Raw genomic sequence first — 16,738 nt, forward strand, 5'->3', positions numbered from 1 at the left:
CGGTGGGGTGGTGGGTCGCCAGTGTTGGTGGGGGTCGATCCATCGGGGTGGGCGGACGTGTGGGGTGCCGTCTCGCATGCAGATGTTCCAGCCGCTGGTGTCGAGGTAGCGGTGGTGGTGCCAGCAGAGGAGGACGCCGTTGTCGGTGTGGGTGGGGCCGCCGTGGGCGTGGTCAGTGACGTGGTGGATTTCGCACCATGCGGCGGTGACGGCGCAGCCGGGGATGATGCAGCCGCCGTCGCGGAGCGCGATCGCGCGGCGTTGGTGTCGGTTGAAGACGCGTTCTTCGTTGCCGATGCGGATGATGCGGCCGGTTTCGGTGGTCGCGATGCGTTGGATCACGCCCGCGCACCCGGCGTGGCGGGCGGTGGCGAGGGGAACGGGAGTGTTGTCGATCTTTGCCCATCCGTGGCCGGTCGTGAGCGCTGATTCGGTGACGTGGACGACGAGGGTGGGGGCGGCGCCCCCGATCGTGGGGAGCTGTTCTGACGCGGCGGCGATACCGAGCACGGTCGCGAACGCGTCATGCCGGCGCTGCGCGGGGGTGCGTGGATCGCGTGGCGCGTCGCCAAGCGCGGCGGAGTCAACAAAACGCACCCCGCCATTTTCATCGCCGTTCGTGGTTCCGTTCTCTGTGGTTGCGTCGCCCGAATCGGAACCACGGGCTGCGCTGGCGCTGCCGGGCTGGAGGCGGGGGTTGTTGATCGCTGCGTCGATGCGCGCGAATTGCGCGGCGACTTCGGGAAGCAGGAGTCCGCTGATGGGGACGAGGCCGTCACGGATGGTGCCGAGTGTGATGCCGCGCTGCTTGGCCGCGCGGTCATCGGCAGGTTCGGCACCGTCTTGATCCAGCCACGTCGCCCACGCGTGTGCATGCACCTTGAGAACGTCAGCCGCGACCGGCAACCAACCGTCCGCGGAGACGGTGGCCAGCGCATCCGTGTCGGGAATCCCTCCGGCATTCTCGCCGGCGTCGTTGCTCGCTTCGTCGGAGACGTCACCAGGGGTTCCGTCGCCGGTGACCGCGACCTGCGCGATAGCGTCATCAGCGGTCGTGAACCCGGCCGCGTCGGAGCGTTCGTAGGCCGTGAGGAGGGGGCCCGCGACAGCGAGCGCGCCGTCGACGCCGACCGCCCCCGACGCGAGCGCAGCTTGCAGCCGCGGAAGCGCCCCAGGCAGCACCACACCCGTCGTCACGCAGGCGCGGCCGCGGACGGCGGCGGACGCCCGCAACCACTTCGCAGCCGTCGGGGCGGCGACCCCGGTCGCGCGTTGCAGAAACTCATTGGTGCGCGCACACCCGTGCCGCACCGTGAACCGCTCCTCACGTGCTGCTGACTGCGAACGCCCCTCAACCTCACCCGCAACATCGATCAGCGCCGCCTCCACCGACCGCAACAAGTGTCCCGCATTGATCGCGAGAGCGCGCAACTCGTCATCCGAAAGCGACCGAACGGCGCCCGTCACCAACAAATCAGCAACACTCTCGCGCACGACGCTGACCGCGTCGGCGAGGATGTGCGTGTTGCTGTTCATGCCTCCATTCTCCCAGGGGCCACCGACATTCAAGTATCGATATTCCCCAGATTGAGACTGAAAAACATGAGAACAAGATGAGAGAATTTACCCTCGCTCTTGCGTAGGTATCAGCCGATGCGGCGACGCTCCTCAGCGGCTACTCCGCCTTCATGGATCCATCGCGAATGTGACCGCAATGCGTTGCGTACGGCGAGATAGATGACCCCGTACGCGATGAGAAAACCGAGAATCACCAAACCGGTGGCGATGAGCAGGTAGGCGATCTGGGCCTCAGCGAAGTGAAACATGGGGCTCATGCTATCCATGCCCCAAAAGTGCACGGTGACCACCGCAACACAGCGCCAGACCACAGCGCCAAGTCGCGCCGAAAAATCACGCCAACAGGTCACGTCACCCCAGCACTTCGCCCGCCGCGCGCCAAACTTCGTCGCACCCGTTGTCGTGATCCCCAAACTCAAGCCAAACAAACCATCCGTGCCGACCAGCGCGAATTCGGCCGCCGTGCCAGGCTAGAGCCATGGATCTCAACGCAGACCTCGGCGAGAGTTTTGGTGCGTGGACAATGGGAGACGACGCTGCGATGCTCGCAATTGTCTCCAGCGCCAACGTCGCATGCGGCTTTCACGCTGGTGACCCGGCGGGCATTCTGGCCACCCTCCGCGCCGCGACCGGCGCGGGCGTGCGCGTTGGGGCGCACCCCTCGTACCGCGATCGCGCAGGCTTCGGACGACGCCACATTGAGATGGCGACTGGCGACCTCACCGCCGATGTGGCCTACCAGCTGGCGGCGCTCGACGGCCTCGCGCGCGCAGCGGGTACGCCGCTCGCATATGTGAAGCCCCACGGTGCGCTCTACAACACGATGGCGGCCGATGAGAAGGTGGCTCACGCCGTCTATGACGCCATGGCCCTGGTCACCCCGACACTGCCCGTGATGGGGCTTGCCGGTTCTGCGGGCCTGCGATGGGCGCAAGAGCGGGGCATCGGAACCATAGCCGAGGCGTTCGTAGACCGCGGCTACCGCGCAGACGGCACGCTGGTTCCGCGATCCGAACCGGGCGCTGTTCTGCACGATGCCGACGTCGCCGCGGCGCGCATGGTGCGGTTTGTCACCCAGGGCGTCATGGAGACGATTGACGGCGGAACCATTGAGCTGGTGGCCGACTCGGTGTGTGTGCACGGGGACAGCCCCGCCGCGCTGGAGATGGCGCGGCGCACCCGGTTGGCGCTGGAGGCGGCGGGCATCACGGTGGCTGCCGCGTGAGCGAGCCGCGACGAATCCTCCCTGTCGGTCCATCCGCTCTGCTCGCCGAATATGACTCGCTCGCGGCGACGATGGCCGCGTTCGAAGGACTCGCGGAACCACGACCGGCGGGTGTTGTTGACATTGTGCCTGCGGCGCGCACCATATTGGTGACGTTTGGGCTACGCACGAAGCCGAGCGAGATCGAGGCATGGCTGAACGCCTCAGCCATGCAACAAACCGTGCGCCGTGAAGCCGCGCCGATTGAGATCGACGTCGTCTATGACGGCGAAGACCTCGACGCGGTGGCAGCAATCCTCAACCTCACGCGCGAGAGCGTCATCGCGATTCACGCCAGTAACTCTTACCGGGTCGCCTTCACCGGATTCGCACCGGGATTCGGGTATCTCACCGCGCCCGATACGCGCCTAAACATCGCGCGACGCGCATCGCCGCGGCCGCGCGTGCCCGCCGGCGCTGTTGGCCTCGCGGGGGAGTTTTCCGGCATTTACCCGCGCGAATCGCCCGGCGGCTGGCAGCTGATTGGGCACACGAACGCGGTCATGTGGGATGAAACTCGCGAGCAGTCTGCCTTGCTTCGGCCCGGCGATGCGGTGCGTTTTCGAGCCATACGCCGCAGCGTGCGCGCCGCGGCAGTCGTCGACACCGCGCCGGAGGTCGTCGGCATCACCGTCATCCAGCCCGGCCTGCAATTGCTGATGCAAGACCGGGGAAGGCCCGGCCACGCTGCCGAGGGTGTCACCGCCTCGGGCGCCGCCGACCGCGCCTCCCACGATGCCGCGAACGAGGCGGTTGGTAACGACCGCGAGTCAGCCACGCTCGAAATTGCTCTCGGCGGAGCGGAAATCAGTTTCGATATTGACGCCGTCATCGCAGTGACGGGAGCGAATGCACCCGCCACCATCGTCAACGAAGTGCTGGACACGGAGACGGTCGTCACACCGGGAGCGCCGACCGCGATCGCCGCGGGCAACGCGCTTCGCTTTGGCTTCGCAACGCACGGCGTGCGCACCTATCTTGCGGTGCGCGGCGGCTGGATGGGCAAAAAGACGCTGGGCTCGCGGGCCACCGACACGCTGTCATCGCTCGGACCCGCACCGCTGCGGTCGGGTGCCCGCGTCGGTATCGCTCCCGCCCGCCCGCACGATGCGGTCACGGCAGTTGTTGCTACGCCCACCGCGCTCGCAGATGCGACCGATGTCGTCACGATCGACGTCGCGTTCGGGCCTCGAGACGATTGGTTTGACGCCTCCGCGCGTGAGCACCTCACCACCACAGAGTGGCGAGTTTCAGCGACCTCAGACCGTGTCGGACTTCGCCTCGAAGGCGCCACGCCGTTGCGGCGTACCAACGCCGCCGAACTCCCCAGCGAGGGTGTCGTGCGCGGCGCTATTCAGGTTCCGGCCAACGGCCAACCCGTGATCTTTCAAGCCGACCACCCCGTCACCGGAGGTTATCCCGTGATCGCGGTCGTGGTTCCGCAGCATCGTGACCGTTTGGCGCAGGTGCCAGCCGGAACCACGGTGCGGTTCCGCGCGCGTTAGTCGCCAGCGAGGGCAGCAGCACCAATGATGCCGGCCGCATTGCGATGGGTTGCCGGAACGATCGGCGTCGCAAGATTGAGCAGCGGCAAGAACTGTTCTGGGTGCTTGGAGACGCCGCCACCGACGACAAACAGGTCGGGAGAGAACAGAAACTCGACCTGCGAATAGAAGACCTGCAGGCGTGCCGCCCACTTTTTCCACGTCAGAGACTCGCGCTCCATCGCAGAGTACGCCGCCCACGCCTCAATCTTCTCGCCCTTGCGCTGCAAATGACCGAGTTCGGTATTTGGGATCAACACGCCGTCGTAGATGAAGGCCGAGCCAATGCCCGTGCCCAGCGTCGTCATGATGGTGAGGCCATCGCGACCCTGCGCAGAGCCGAATCGGTGCTCGGCAACGCCGGCGGCATCGGCATCATTCACAAAGTGAATATCGCGGCCCAGTCCATCTTCGAAGAACTTCTCCGCCTCAAAACCGACCCAGTCCGACGAAACGTTGGAGGCCGAGAGTGTCTTGCCGTACTTCACGATCGCGGGAAAGGCCACACCCAACGGCACGTCATGGTCGTCAGCGACGCCGAGAGTGTCAAGAACCATGCGCACAGCAAGCAACACGTCTTGTGGTGCGGCGCCGGCCGGCGTGTCGACACGCACGCGCTCAGAAATCAATTCACCACGCTCAAGATCGACGATTCCGGCCTTGATTCCGGTGCCGCCAATGTCGACACCAACGGCTCGCTGAGAAGTCATGCGCCCAGCCTATATCCGCTTCGCCGCTGATCCTCATAGGATCGAATCGAGAAGGAGGCGTACATGTCGAACGAAGCACCCTATGTCGACCCCATGGCCGATGACCAGTACTGGTACAACACCCTCACGCAGGAGGTAGAGAAGGGTCGGCAGTCGCCGTCGCCGTATCGCCTCGGCCCGTTTGCTACCGCTGCTGAGGCTGCCGACGCACCGGCCGTTGTGAAGCGTCGTTCTGAGGCTTGGGCCGCAGAAGACGAAGCTGACGACAACTGGGGAAGCGCAAGCTCGCCAGCCCAGTAGTCTGAGAGCACCGAGGAGAGGAAGCGAATGGACAAGCAGCGCGACTTCGTATTGCGGACGATCGAAGAGCGAGGCGTGAAGTTCGTGCGCCTGTGGTTCACCGACGTCATTGGCACGCTGAAGTCGGTCGCCCTGGCGCCGGCTGAGGTGGAGGGCGCGTTTGCTGAAGGGCTGGGCTTTGATGGCTCGGCGATCGAGGGTCTGACGCGCGGTTACGAGTCAGACCTGCTGGCGCATCCCGACCCCACGACCTTCCAGATTCTCCCGTGGCGCGGTGAGATCGACCCAACGGCGCGCATGTTCTGCGACCTCACCACGCCCGACGGTCAGCCCGCCGTGAGTGACCCCCGTCACGTGCTCAAGCGCACGCTGGCCAAGGCCGCTGATCGCGGGTTCACGTTCTACACTCATCCGGAGATCGAGTTCTACCTGCTGCGCTCGTCGCAGTTGGGGCCCGACGGTCAGCCGGTTCCGGTGGACTCAGCCGGTTACTTTGACAATGTTCCGGGCGGAACCGCGCACGACTTCCGTCGTCGCTCGGTACGCATGCTCGAAGACATTGGTATCTCGGTGGAGTACTCCCATCACGAGGGCGGCCCCGGCCAGAACGAGATTGATCTGCGTTACGCCGACGCGCTGGCGACGGCAGACAACATCATGACCTTCCGCACCGTCATCAAAGAGGTCGCGATTGAGCAGGGCGTCTACGCCACGTTCATGCCCAAGCCGATGTCGGGGCAACCGGGCTCTGGAATGCACACGCACATGTCGCTTTTCGAAGGCGACACGAACGCGTTCTACGAGGAGGGCGCGAAGTATCAGCTCTCCAAGACGGGCCGCCAGTTCATCGCGGGCCTGTTGAAGCACGCTAACGAGATCACGGCGGTCACCAACCAGTTCGTCAACTCCTACAAGCGCCTGTGGGGCGGCGACGAGGCTCCGAGCTTCGTGTGCTGGGGCCACAACAACCGGTCCGCGTTGATTCGTGTGCCGATGTACAAGCCCAACAAGGTGCAGTCCACGCGCGTCGAGTACCGTGCGTTGGACTCGGCGGCAAACCCGTACCTTGCCTACGGGCTCATGCTGGCAGCCGGGCTCAAGGGCATTGAAGAGGGCTACGAACTGCCGCCCGAGGCGGAGGACAACGTGTGGACGTTGACCGAGTCGGAACGCCGCGCGCTTGGCTACGCGCCATTGCCGGCGAGCCTCGATCACGCCCTGGAGTACATGGAAGAGTCGGAACTTGTGGCTGAGACGCTGGGGGAGCAGGTGTTTAGCTACGTGTTGCGCAACAAGCGCAAGGAGTGGGCCGACTACCGCTCGCAGGTGACGCCGTTTGAGCTGGCGAACAACCTCGAGATGCTCTAGGCCGCACAGTGATGTCGCGCCGCTCGACGAGCCTGAGCGACCTCGCCCGGCGTGGGTTCAGTGATCTGAGTCACGCCGCGGCCCTCATCGACGAGCTTGCAGAGCTCACCGGGCTCACCGTTGACACCCTGCTTGACGGTGCCGCGGGCGTTGCCGATCCGGACCGCGCACTTGCCGGCTTCATCCGTATTGCGCGCCGTGACATGGTTCCGGTGCGCACGATTCTTGCCGCGCCTGTTGCTGCCGCCACCGCGTGGCGGGTGCTCGGTATTTCTTCGGGACTGGCAGATTTCTATTTTCGACACCCGCGTGAGTTGACCGATCTGCAGATTGCGCGTGATGCGCTGCCGACTGCGGCAGAGCTACGCGCGGAGTTGCTTGATTCTGTGGGCGACCGTGACGGGTTCGCCAGCGACGGAAGTGAGGCCGCGTGGATCGCCTTGCGTGTGCGCTACCGCCGCATGATCGCGCGTATCGCGGCGTTTGATGCGGCAGCTGCCGATCCGGTGGTGGTCGTTGATGCGGTGGCGGCCGCGCTTGCCGATGCCGCAGCGGCCGCCCTTGAAGCGTCGTTGTCGGTCGCGCGCGCAAAGCTCACCGGCATTGGTGGGCCCGCCATGTTCAGCACCGCCGAGATGCAGGCAACGCGCCTTGCCATCATTGGCATGGGGAAGACCGGCGCACGCGAGCTCAACTACGTCAGTGACGTTGACGTGATCTTCGTGTCAGGAACAGCCGACGACGAACTGGTATCCGAGGCCCGTGCGATCGATATCGCCACGCGTCTCGCCGTGCAGCTCATGCGCGGAATTTCCAGCGTTGAGGCGGAACCAGCACTGTGGGAGGTAGACGCGAACCTCCGTCCCGAAGGCAAACAGGGGGCGCTGGTGCGTTCGCTCGAGTCACACCTCACGTATTACGACCGGTGGGCGAAGAGCTGGGAGTTTCAAGCGCTGTTGAAAGCGCGGGCGCTGGCGGGCGATGAGGCGCTCGGCGAGACGTACGTTGCCGCCGTGCAGCCCAAGGTGTGGACCAGCTCAGCGCGTGAGAACTTCGTCGACTCGGTGCAGCGCATGCGCGAGCGTGTGACCGATCACATTCCGGCTGACGATATTGACTATCAGCTGAAGCTCGGCCCTGGCGGCCTGCGCGACATCGAATTTACGGTGCAGCTTCTGCAGCTCGTTCACGGCCTGTCAGACGACAAGATTCGCGAGCGATCAACGCTTGGTGCGATCGACGCGCTGGCGGCCGAGGGGTATATCGGGCGAGAAGACGCAGCAGCCTTCGCCCAGCACTATCGTCAGTTGCGCGTCATCGAACATCGGCTCCAGCTCGAGAACCTGCGGCGCACCCACCTCATGCCGCGCACCGAAGACGGGCAACGATTCATTGCGCGTGCCTCGAAGCTGGCAGCGACCGGCGGTGAGCTGATGGCGGTGTGGGAGGGCATCAAGCGTGAAGTGCGTGAAATTCACGTGCGCCTGTTCTATCGCCCGCTGCTGAGCGCCGTCGCATCGCTCGGGGAAGACGAACGCTCCCTCTCGTCAGAGCACGCTCACGCGCGGTTGGCCGCCATCGGGTTCCGCGACCCGGCTGGCGCGCTACGCCACATTCAAGCTCTCACCACCGGCATCAGCCGCAAGGTGACGATTCAGCGCCACCTCATGCCCATCATGATCCGCTGGTTCAGTGAGGGCACCGACCCGGACTATGGCCTGCTCGCATTTCGCCGAATCTCCGAGCGCTTGGGCGACTCACCGTGGTTCCTGGGCATGTTGCGCGACTCCTCGGTTGCCGCCGAACACCTCACGCGCGTGCTCTCGGGCTCGCGCTATGTCGGCGAGCTGATGGAGTGGATTCCGGAGTCTGTCGCATGGCTTGATCAGGCGGATGGCTTGGAACCACGTGCGGGCATCGTGCTGCAGGAGGAAGCCCGCGCGATTCAGTCTCGCCATGAGACAACGAAAGACGCCATGAAGTCGGTGCGCGCATTGCGACGCCGCGAGCTGCTGAGAACGGCGATGGCCTCCATGCTGGAGGTGATCACGATGGAGCAGACGTCAGCCGCGTTGACGACCATCACCGAGGTGACGATTCAGGCGACCCTGCGCGCGGTGCGCCGCGAAGTGGTTCCGCCGGAAGACAACGATCTCGACTTCTCCGTCATCGCTATGGGGCGTTTCGGGGGAGCGGAACTGAGCTTTGGTTCCGACGCCGACGTCATGTTCATATTTGACCCCAACGGGGTGGAACCACAGCGCGCGCAGGAGCTTTCGCTCGCGTTGGTGGCGAAACTGCGCGAGCACAGCGAAGACCACCGCGTGCCGCTCGAACTTGACGCAGACCTGCGCCCCGAGGGGCGATCAGGGCCGATGGTGCGCTCATATGCGGCGTATGAGGAGTACTACGAGCGGTGGTCGCAGCCGTGGGAGGCTCAAGCGCTGTTGCGGGCGCGAGGCATAGCGGGCAGCGTCAAGCTGATTACGAAGTTCACCGTTCTCGCCGACAGCATGCGGTACCCCGAGAAGCCGGAACTCTCCGCGGTGCGCGAGATCAAGCGTATTAAGGCGCGCGTGGAGGCCGAGCGGCTGCCGCAGGGCATCGATCGTTCACGGCACCTCAAGTTGGGGCCGGGCAGTATCAGCGACGTTGAGTGGTTGGTGCAGTTGATGCAGTTTCAACACGCTTGGGCGGTGCCAGAGCTGCGCACCACATCAACCGTTCAGGCGATGGCCGCGGCGGTTGATGCGAATCTCATCAGTGAGACCTCGGCATCACGACTCATACAGGCGTGGGAGCTGTCATCGCGACTGCGCTCGGCGATCACCCTGCTGACAGGGCGGGCCTCAGACGTCCTGCCTGCCGATCGGCAGCAGCTTGACGGCATCGGCCGCGTCGTCGGATACCCGGATCGCTCGGCCACACGCGTCGAGGAGGACTACCTCGGTGCCGCCCGCCGCTCCCGCCGCGTCTTCGAGAAGCTGTTCTACGGGTAGTAGCGAGTTGCCCGGCGTGCTCGCTACCGTGAGCACATGGACAATGGTGCGATCGTCTACGCGTTTCTCTTCGCTCCGCTGATCATCGGTCTTGTCGCAGGTGCAGCGATCGCAGTCATGATCGCCATTCCGGCCGCGATTCTCGGCTTCAACGTTATGGTCGGAGTCGTCATTCGGTCAGTGGCCGCCTATCTGCGCCGCCGCAAAGAACGCGTCGCCACCGCGAATGGGGCAGATGGCCCCGACCCCGAAGCTTCCGGGGGTCTTAGGGTCGCGCCCAAATCTCAGCCAATGTGGGACTTGCCCCGCGAGATACTATGCGCGCATACTATATGCATGATTGTTGAATTGAGTTCCGCGCGTGCAACGACCACTCACCCGCCACAGGCAGTCTTTTCGCGGTGGGCAGACCCAGCGACGTGGGCAGAGTGGGATCCGGAGGTGGCGTGGGCAACCTGTAGTTCTCCGGTAGAGCTTGGTGCTCGTGGCAGGTTGAAGCCGGCGTCGGGGCCAGCGTCGTCGTTCACCGTCAGCGCATTCGAGGCGGATCGTGTCTTCACCAACACCGCGAAGCTGCCCGGCGCGAAGCTCGTTTTCGAGCATCACGTCGCCGCGACAGAGGATGGCATCGAAGTCGCGGTGCAGATTCGCCTCGACGGGCCGATGGCTAAGGTGTGGAGTGCGTTGATGGGCGCTGGCCTTCGCGATGCCGCTGCATCGAGCCTCGATGGCCTCCTCGCGCACTTGGATCGAAGCCGCACATGGCAGAGCTGAACACCGAGTTTGCCGATGGCCGTGACAGTCCAGGGCTCATGCTCTGGCGCGTGAGCATGCAGTGGCAGGCGCTGCAGCGCGCCGCGCTACGGCCGCACGAGCTGACCCACGTGCAGTTTGTGCTGCTCGCGGGCCTACTTGACCTGGGGCATCCTGTCAGCCAGGCTGAGCTGGCTCGGCACATGGGTATCGACGCAATGATGACCTCACAGGTGATTCGAGCGTTGGAATCGCGGAACCTCGTGGTGCGTGGTCGAGATGCCCAGGATTCGCGTGTCGTCAAGGTCGAAGCGACGAGCGCCGGTAGCGAACTCGCCAATGCGGCGATCAGTGATGTCGAGGCGGTCGATCGTGAATTCTTCGGACGCCTCGGTGACAGTCAGTCGGCTTTTGCAACGCAGCTTGGTGTGCTTGTCGCCGGAGGTTCCATCGAGTCTTAGCGTCTCGCCGGGAGGCAGCCAACGACGAACCCCGCCACCTTCCGGTGACGGGGTTCGGGTGATTTGAATCAGACTCCGTAGTAGAGCTCGAACTCAAACGGGTGAGGGCGCTGGGCCATCGGCTTGATCTCGTTCTCGATCTTGTAGTTGATCCAGGTCTCGATCAGCTCTTCGGTGAACACGCCACCCTCAAGCAAGAACTGGTGGTCGGCGCGCAGGGCCTCCAGCGAGTCCAGCAGCGAGTTCGGAACCTGTGGGATGTTCTTCGCCTCCTCGGGCGGAAGCTCGTACAGGTCCTTGTCGATCGGCTCAAGCGGCTCGATGCGGTTCTTGATGCCGTCAAGGCCAGCCATCAGCTGAGCCGCAAACGCGAAGTACGGGTTGGAGGCGGCGTCAGGAACGCGGAACTCAATGCGCTTTGCCTTCGGGTTCGAGCCCGTAAGCGGAATGCGAATCGCGGCCGAGCGGTTGCCTGCCGAGTAGGCCAGGTTAACCGGAGCCTCGAAGCCCTTCACCAGACGGTGGTACGAGTTCAGCGACGGGTTTGTGAAGGCGAGCACAGCGTTCGCGTGCTTCAGGAGTCCGCCGATGTACCAGCGAGCGATGTCAGAAAGCTGACCGTAGCCCTTCTCGTCGAAGAACAGCGGCTTGCCGTCGAGCCACAGCGACTGGTGGGTGTGCATGCCCGAACCGTTGTCGCCAAACAGCGGCTTCGGCATGAACGTTGCCGTCTTGCCCCACAGCTCCGCCGTGTTCTTGACGATGTACTTGAACTTCAGAATGTCGTCTGCCGCCGACACCATGGTGTCGAAACGGTAGTTGATTTCCTGCTGCCCCGCGGTTCCGACCTCGTGGTGTGAACGCTCCAGGTGAAGGCCCGCCTCGATGAGACGCAGCGACATGTCGTCGCGCAGGTCGGCCGTCTTGTCGACGGGCGCGACGGGGAAGTAGCCGCCCTTGAAGGGGGTCTTGTTGGCGAGGTTGCCGCCCTCTTCCTTGCGCCCGGTGTTCCAGGCGGCCTCTTCGGAGTCAACCGAATAGAAGCTCTTGCCCTCGGAGACCTCGTAGCGCACATCGTCGAAGATGTAGAACTCGGCCTCGGGTGCGAAATATGCCGTGTCGGCAATGCCCGTCGAGGCGAGGTACTTCTCTGCCTTCTTGGCGACCTGACGCGGGTCCTTGCTGTAGACCTCGCCGGTGCGCGGGTTGAAGATGTCGAAGACCATGATGAGCGTCTTCTCGGCGCGGAACTGGTCGATGTACGCCGTCGTGACATCGGGGATGAGCTGCATGTCCGACTCGTGGATCGACGCGAAACCGCGAATAGATGATCCGTCGAACAGTTGGCCAACCGTGAAGAATTCTTCGTCTACGGTCGAGGCCGGAATGTTGAAGTGCTGCTGCACACCGGGGAGATCCGTGAATCGGATGTCAAGAAACTTGACGTCGTTCTCCTTGATGTACGCCAGCACTTCAGATGAATCGCGGAACATGCATTCTCCAATGGGGTAGAGCGGCGTTACGTCGTCCGAAAGCTGGACGATAACGTGACGTTACCTTTTCGTCGTGTCTCGAGCGTATCCCGAATGTTTCCAGCGTGTTACGTCAGGCGATTAGGCTTGATGAGTGACCAACCCTTCTGCGTACTATCCAGGCCAAGATCTTGGTCTTCCCGAAACTGGCGTCGGCAGCATTGCTCGCTTCACGCCGCGGCTGGGTGCTCTCATCATCGATTGGATCCCCGCGACGATCCTTTCCATCGCGTTTTTTGACTACAGCCCGCTCGCGCAGGCCCTCATCTTCGTGGGCATCAACATCGTGTTCATCCCCACGTTGGGCGGAACCCCGGGGCACCGCATCGTCGGCATGCGGGTGTTGCGTTTGGACGGCGCGTGGACCGGCGTGATTCGCCCGATCGTTCGCAGCGTGTTGCTTATGCTCGTGATTCCCGCCGTGGTGTGGGACCAAGACCAGCGAGGCCTGCACGACAAGGTTGCCGGAACCATGCTGGTGCGTGCGCCTGGCATCTTCAGCCGCTGACGTTGTTCCGTTCAAAAAAGGAGGGCACCCGATCGGGTGCCCTCCTTTGACGTTTGTGACCGGCCCTTAGCGCGGGCGCGGCGCCCGAACCTTGGTCGGGTCGATGCCCTTCGGGATGGGCAGTGAAGCCATACCCTGCGTCATGGAATCCATGCGCTTGATGACGGCGGCCTGCGTTGCCTTGCTGATGCTCTTGGGCAATGCCTTGACCGTCTTGCCGAGGGCCTTGATCGAAACCTGGCCTTCGCCATTGCCGACGTACATCACGTGAACCGGAACCTGGGGTGCGACGCGCTTAGCGCGCATCTTTTCTTCGTTGATGAGGCGAGAGAGGCGGCCTTCAGCGCCTTCGCCCACGATCAGGATGCCGGCGCGGCCAATGGCGCGGTAGACGGCGTCTTGCGTCTTCGGGTTCACGCCAACGGGGGTCTCGTCGGCGTGCCAGCCGCGACCGAGGCCGCTGGTGATGACGTAACCCGTTGCGCCCGGCATGCCGTCGATCTTGGCGTACATCGCCTTCGTTGCGAGGCGCGACATGGTGATCATGGCCGCCAAGAATCCGAGCATGAGGCCGGTGACGCCCCACAGAATGATGCTCCAGAGAGCAACCGGGGGAATGAGGAAGCCGAGCCCGACACCGAGCGCGATGCCCGCCACGATGATGCCGATAAGCACCCAGGGAAGCCAGGGGTAGACGTCCTTGGTGAACTTCAGGAGCGTCTTGATCTGAGAAATGAGTCCGGGACGCTTCTCGGGAGCAGAATTGCGGGCAGCCATGGTGTTAAGAATACCTGGAACGGCTCCTCCACATGTTCACTCGGCTCGCCGTCAGCCCACAGTTTCGCTCATGGCCGACACGCCGCGTCGAGGGATCGCGACGCTTGTTCTATGCCAGGCTCCCTGCTTACCCGCGAACTTCGTTCCATTCGTCGCGTGGCACCTCCCGATGCGCCGTGCGAAGCAACGCTCGCGACGATCGAGCAGGAGGCGTATCTTCTGGTCGATTGCGATCACGACCTCATCGCGCGCGCCCTCCGGTATGCGGGAGCAGAGCATGTGTGGGCGCCCGTTGACGTATTTCGTCGTGCTGACGGTCACGATGCCATGATGCCGCGGGTGGTGGAACCACTGGAGATGTTCTTGGAGCGTCGCAGGTCTCAGGCGATGTACGCGGGGGAGATCGTCACTCTGGCGTGCAGCGTGATGCGCGGGCTCATCGAACTGCGCCATCACGACGACGGGGCCCTCGCGACGGGGCGGTGGTGGGTGACTGACGCCGGAAAACCGGTTTTCGCGCCAACGGCGGGCGACCCGGCGGCAGGCGCTTCGGTGCGGGTGATGGTGCTCCTGGCCGAACATGCACAAGATCGCGAGCTGGTGCGGCTGCTGGCCGATGCGGAGCAGGCGTGTGTGGCGTCTGATATCGAGCAGTTGGCAGACGTTGAAAGACGCCTCGTACTCCTCGCGGCGCCGCGGCCCGTCGATCTGGGCTTTCTGGGTTCCGAACTGGAGACCTCGGCTTTACGAGCGGCTCCCGAACGGGTTTTGGCGCCGCGGAGAGCCGCATTCGATCGGTTGCCACAAGCACACGACGAGAGTCGGGGCGGCGGCCTCGGCGCGGTGGCCGGGGAGCTGATTGCGGGGCTGAGATCTCGGGTCGAGCGCTTGCGCCCAACGCGGCGCGAACCTGGCCGTTCGTCGGTGCGCGATCGACCTGCGGCTGCGCGCGCCACGACGCAGGGGAGCGCGCGTGGTTCCGCGCGGCCACCGCGGCGCCGAGTATGGGGTCTGGCGATTGCGCTGGCAATTATCGTGGTGGCGGTTGGTTTGCTGTGGCCAGACGGTGAGTCATCCAGTGAAGCCGAGCGGGAACAAGCGGGTCATGCGGAATCGGTGACCCCGGCGGCCCCTCCGGAGGGCTCACCTTCGGGAGATGTGGTTGTCCCGGCCGAGGGTGAACCGTCGGAGGCAACACCTGCACCGGCTGCGCAATCGCCGGAGGTTGCCGGGATCGTTCCAGAAGAAGGGCAACCGGAGCTCACGCTTGTGGCGGCCGCGCTGCTGGCGGCGGTGGGTGATTGCGATGCAACCCAAACCTGCGCGGACGTGTTGCTGGATCAGGAGTTGGCAGGCCTGGTGCCGGCGGCAGGAACAATCCGGCTCATCGATGACTATGGCGGAATCGCGGTGTTCTCCGTCACTGTGCCGGAGGCGGCTCCCATCACCGTCGTGATCGAGAAGCGAGGGGAGCAGTGGTTGATTCGAGAGGTTAATGCCGAGGCCGAATGATCACCGCGAGTGCGCAACGCAGCGGGTGCACAAGAACGCGGAGCCGGCTGCCCAGCGGGCAAGCCGACTCCGCGCGAGCACTCAGGCGGTCTTCAGAACGGTGTTCTCGAGACGGGCGTACGAGGCTTCCATGCCATCGGCCATGCCGGTGCCGAGAATCATGTCACGGGTGTCCTTGTCGGGATACTCGATCAACAACGTGATCAGAGTCGCGCCGTCTTCTTCGTACAGATTCAGATCGTTCAGCGTCTCAATGGGCATGCCCTGCATGCGTTCCGTCGTGACGGCGCGGCGGGGTGCGTCAAGCATCAGCGCCTCGCCTTCAAATCCGAACGGTTCGCCCTCGGTGTCGCCGACCGGCGCCCAGGAGTTGCGATATGAAGCACCGACTTCGGTCGCCGCGATGCACTCCGTCATCTCCCAACCATCCGGGCCGATCATCCACTGACGCACCAGCTCGGGCTCGTGGTGGGCGCGCCAGACGAGTTCGCGCGCGCCGTTGACAAGTCGGGTGATCCGTACGTGCGTGTCATCGAGCAGCTCCACCTGGGTTCCCTTGCCCTGGGCATAGGCGCGCAGGTCTTGCAGCACGGCATCGAGCTGGTCCATCGCCATGCGAGTACCTTCGACCGCGCCCATCGCGACGATCTGTTCGAGGGCTTCGGCAGAGGTGAAATAGCTGGTGTTGACCATGCGGCTGCCATCGGCGGTACTCTCAAACGTGAACGTCATCCGCATCGCCGGAAAGCCCTCCAAGGGGTTGCCGTCGTCGTCCGAGAAGGTGTCGATGACCTCGAAGCTTCGGGGCGCATCGATGGCGGTGAACTCCCACGACCCCGTTGACTTTCGCCGCGTGGGCCGTGCATCGAGTAGATGGCGCGTCCGCCCACCGTGTAGTCCCATGCCGTGAAGGTCGCGGGCCACCCGGGAGGGCCCCAGAATCGCTCCAACTGCGCGGGCGTCGTGAATGCGTTCCACAATCTTTCGACCGGTGCGGCAAAATCAGCGGTGACCGTCATCGTGAGATTTTCGGCATCGGTGGTGATGTCGGTGACAGGCATTGTCATGCTCCTTCTGGGTTGGCGGCCTCTTCGGCCAGCAGATCATCTAGTCGGGCGATTCGCGATCGCCACTGGTCTTCGTATTGGGCAAGGAGTGCCCGCGCTCGCGCGATCATCTCCGGGTTGGCGCGGACGAGCCGCTCGCGTCCCTCGGCACGCTTGATGATGAGACTCGCGGCCTCCAGCACGGCAACGTGCTTTTGTACGGCCGCGAACGACATGTCGTAGTCTGCGGCGAGGGTCGACACCGACTGCTCCTGCTCAATCGTTCTGCGCAGGATGTCGCGCCGCGTCGACGTCGCCAGTGCATGAAATACACGGTCGATCTCCGCTTCACTGAGTTCTAATTGTGCAACCATTTGGTTGTACGT

At 64.0% G+C, this 16,738-nt stretch carries 15 protein-coding genes and 1 pseudogene; 9 read left to right on the forward strand and 7 right to left on the reverse strand.

The window, feature by feature from the left end:
* Both FVP60_RS00005 and FVP60_RS00010 read right to left on the reverse strand, forming a co-directional pair.
* On the reverse strand, positions 1-1,536 hold a 1,536-nt coding region (locus tag FVP60_RS00005; protein ID WP_147824245.1), incomplete at its 3' end, for an HNH endonuclease signature motif containing protein.
* A gap of 110 nt (positions 1,537-1,646) precedes the next feature.
* A complete protein-coding gene (locus tag FVP60_RS00010; protein ID WP_147824246.1) occupies positions 1,647-1,826 on the reverse strand; it encodes a hypothetical protein in 180 nt (59 codons plus the stop codon).
* 230 nt (positions 1,827-2,056) lie between these two features.
* Here FVP60_RS00010 and FVP60_RS00015 point away from each other — a divergent pair, with 230 nt between their 5' ends.
* Together FVP60_RS00015 and FVP60_RS00020 are read left to right on the forward strand one after the other, a co-directional pair.
* Complete coding sequence (locus tag FVP60_RS00015; protein ID WP_147824247.1) at positions 2,057-2,803, forward strand: LamB/YcsF family protein; 747 nt, start codon at positions 2,057-2,059, stop codon at positions 2,801-2,803.
* Positions 2,800-4,347, forward strand: a complete 1,548-nt coding sequence (locus tag FVP60_RS00020; protein WP_187240517.1) for a 5-oxoprolinase subunit B/C family protein — start codon at positions 2,800-2,802, stop codon at positions 4,345-4,347. The genes FVP60_RS00015 and FVP60_RS00020 overlap by 4 nt, the downstream gene beginning before the upstream one ends.
* On the opposite strand, the gene ppgK is transcribed toward FVP60_RS00020, so the two are convergent.
* Positions 4,344-5,096 (reverse strand): polyphosphate--glucose phosphotransferase, encoded by a 753-nt coding sequence (gene ppgK / locus FVP60_RS00025; RefSeq protein ID WP_147824249.1) that lies wholly within the window; start codon positions 5,094-5,096, stop codon positions 4,344-4,346. The genes FVP60_RS00020 and ppgK overlap by 4 nt on opposite strands.
* 63 nt (positions 5,097-5,159) lie before the next feature.
* Between ppgK and FVP60_RS00030 the strand changes: the two genes are divergently transcribed.
* From FVP60_RS00030 to FVP60_RS00050, 5 genes are read left to right on the forward strand one after another with little or no spacing between them, the layout of a single operon-like run.
* Positions 5,160-5,396: an SPOR domain-containing protein gene (locus FVP60_RS00030; RefSeq protein ID WP_246132403.1), complete on the forward strand. Its 237-nt coding sequence runs from the start codon at positions 5,160-5,162 to the stop codon at positions 5,394-5,396.
* Positions 5,397-5,423: 27 nt separating this feature from the next.
* Positions 5,424-6,764, forward strand: a complete 1,341-nt coding sequence (locus FVP60_RS00035) for a glutamine synthetase family protein (RefSeq protein ID WP_147824250.1) — start codon at positions 5,424-5,426, stop codon at positions 6,762-6,764.
* Between the two features lie 11 nt (positions 6,765-6,775).
* Complete coding sequence (locus FVP60_RS00040; RefSeq protein ID WP_147825445.1) at positions 6,776-9,763, forward strand: bifunctional [glutamine synthetase] adenylyltransferase/[glutamine synthetase]-adenylyl-L-tyrosine phosphorylase; 2,988 nt, start codon at positions 6,776-6,778, stop codon at positions 9,761-9,763.
* Between the two features lie 36 nt (positions 9,764-9,799).
* A complete protein-coding gene (locus FVP60_RS00045; protein ID WP_147824251.1) occupies positions 9,800-10,537 on the forward strand; it encodes an SRPBCC family protein in 738 nt (245 codons plus the stop codon).
* The gene (locus FVP60_RS00050; protein WP_147824252.1) at positions 10,525-10,977 is read left to right on the forward strand and encodes a MarR family winged helix-turn-helix transcriptional regulator; all 453 of its coding nucleotides are present in this window, start codon (positions 10,525-10,527) and stop codon (positions 10,975-10,977) included. Before FVP60_RS00045 ends, FVP60_RS00050 begins: the two co-directional genes overlap by 13 nt.
* 68 nt (positions 10,978-11,045) lie before the next feature.
* Here the strand turns inward: FVP60_RS00050 and glnA are convergent, their stop codons facing one another.
* A complete protein-coding gene (gene glnA / locus FVP60_RS00055) occupies positions 11,046-12,470 on the reverse strand; it encodes a type I glutamate--ammonia ligase (RefSeq protein WP_147824253.1) in 1,425 nt (474 codons plus the stop codon).
* Positions 12,471-12,603: 133 nt separating this feature from the next.
* On the opposite strand from glnA, the gene FVP60_RS00060 reads away from it, so the two are divergent.
* Complete coding sequence (locus tag FVP60_RS00060; protein WP_147824254.1) at positions 12,604-13,017, forward strand: RDD family protein; 414 nt, start codon at positions 12,604-12,606, stop codon at positions 13,015-13,017.
* Positions 13,018-13,083: 66 nt separating this feature from the next.
* Here the strand turns inward: FVP60_RS00060 and FVP60_RS00065 are convergent, their stop codons facing one another.
* Positions 13,084-13,794: a DUF4191 domain-containing protein gene (locus tag FVP60_RS00065; RefSeq protein ID WP_147824255.1), complete on the reverse strand. Its 711-nt coding sequence runs from the start codon at positions 13,792-13,794 to the stop codon at positions 13,084-13,086.
* Between the two features lie 111 nt (positions 13,795-13,905).
* Here FVP60_RS00065 and FVP60_RS00070 point away from each other — a divergent pair, with 111 nt between their 5' ends.
* Positions 13,906-15,306 (forward strand): hypothetical protein, encoded by a 1,401-nt coding sequence (locus FVP60_RS00070; protein WP_147824256.1) that lies wholly within the window; start codon positions 13,906-13,908, stop codon positions 15,304-15,306.
* An 81-nt stretch (positions 15,307-15,387) separates the two neighbouring features.
* Here the strand turns inward: FVP60_RS00070 and FVP60_RS00075 are convergent.
* Both FVP60_RS00075 and FVP60_RS00080 read right to left on the reverse strand, forming a co-directional pair.
* Positions 15,388-16,367, reverse strand: a pseudogene (locus FVP60_RS00075) (SRPBCC family protein).
* 2 nt (positions 16,368-16,369) lie between these two features.
* Positions 16,370-16,726 (reverse strand): ArsR/SmtB family transcription factor, encoded by a 357-nt coding sequence (locus FVP60_RS00080; RefSeq protein WP_147824257.1) that lies wholly within the window; start codon positions 16,724-16,726, stop codon positions 16,370-16,372.
* Between the last annotated feature and the right edge of the window lie 12 nt (positions 16,727-16,738).

Source organism: Microbacterium mitrae, from assembly GCF_008017445.1.
Lineage (GTDB): Bacteria > Actinomycetota > Actinomycetes > Actinomycetales > Microbacteriaceae > Microbacterium > Microbacterium mitrae.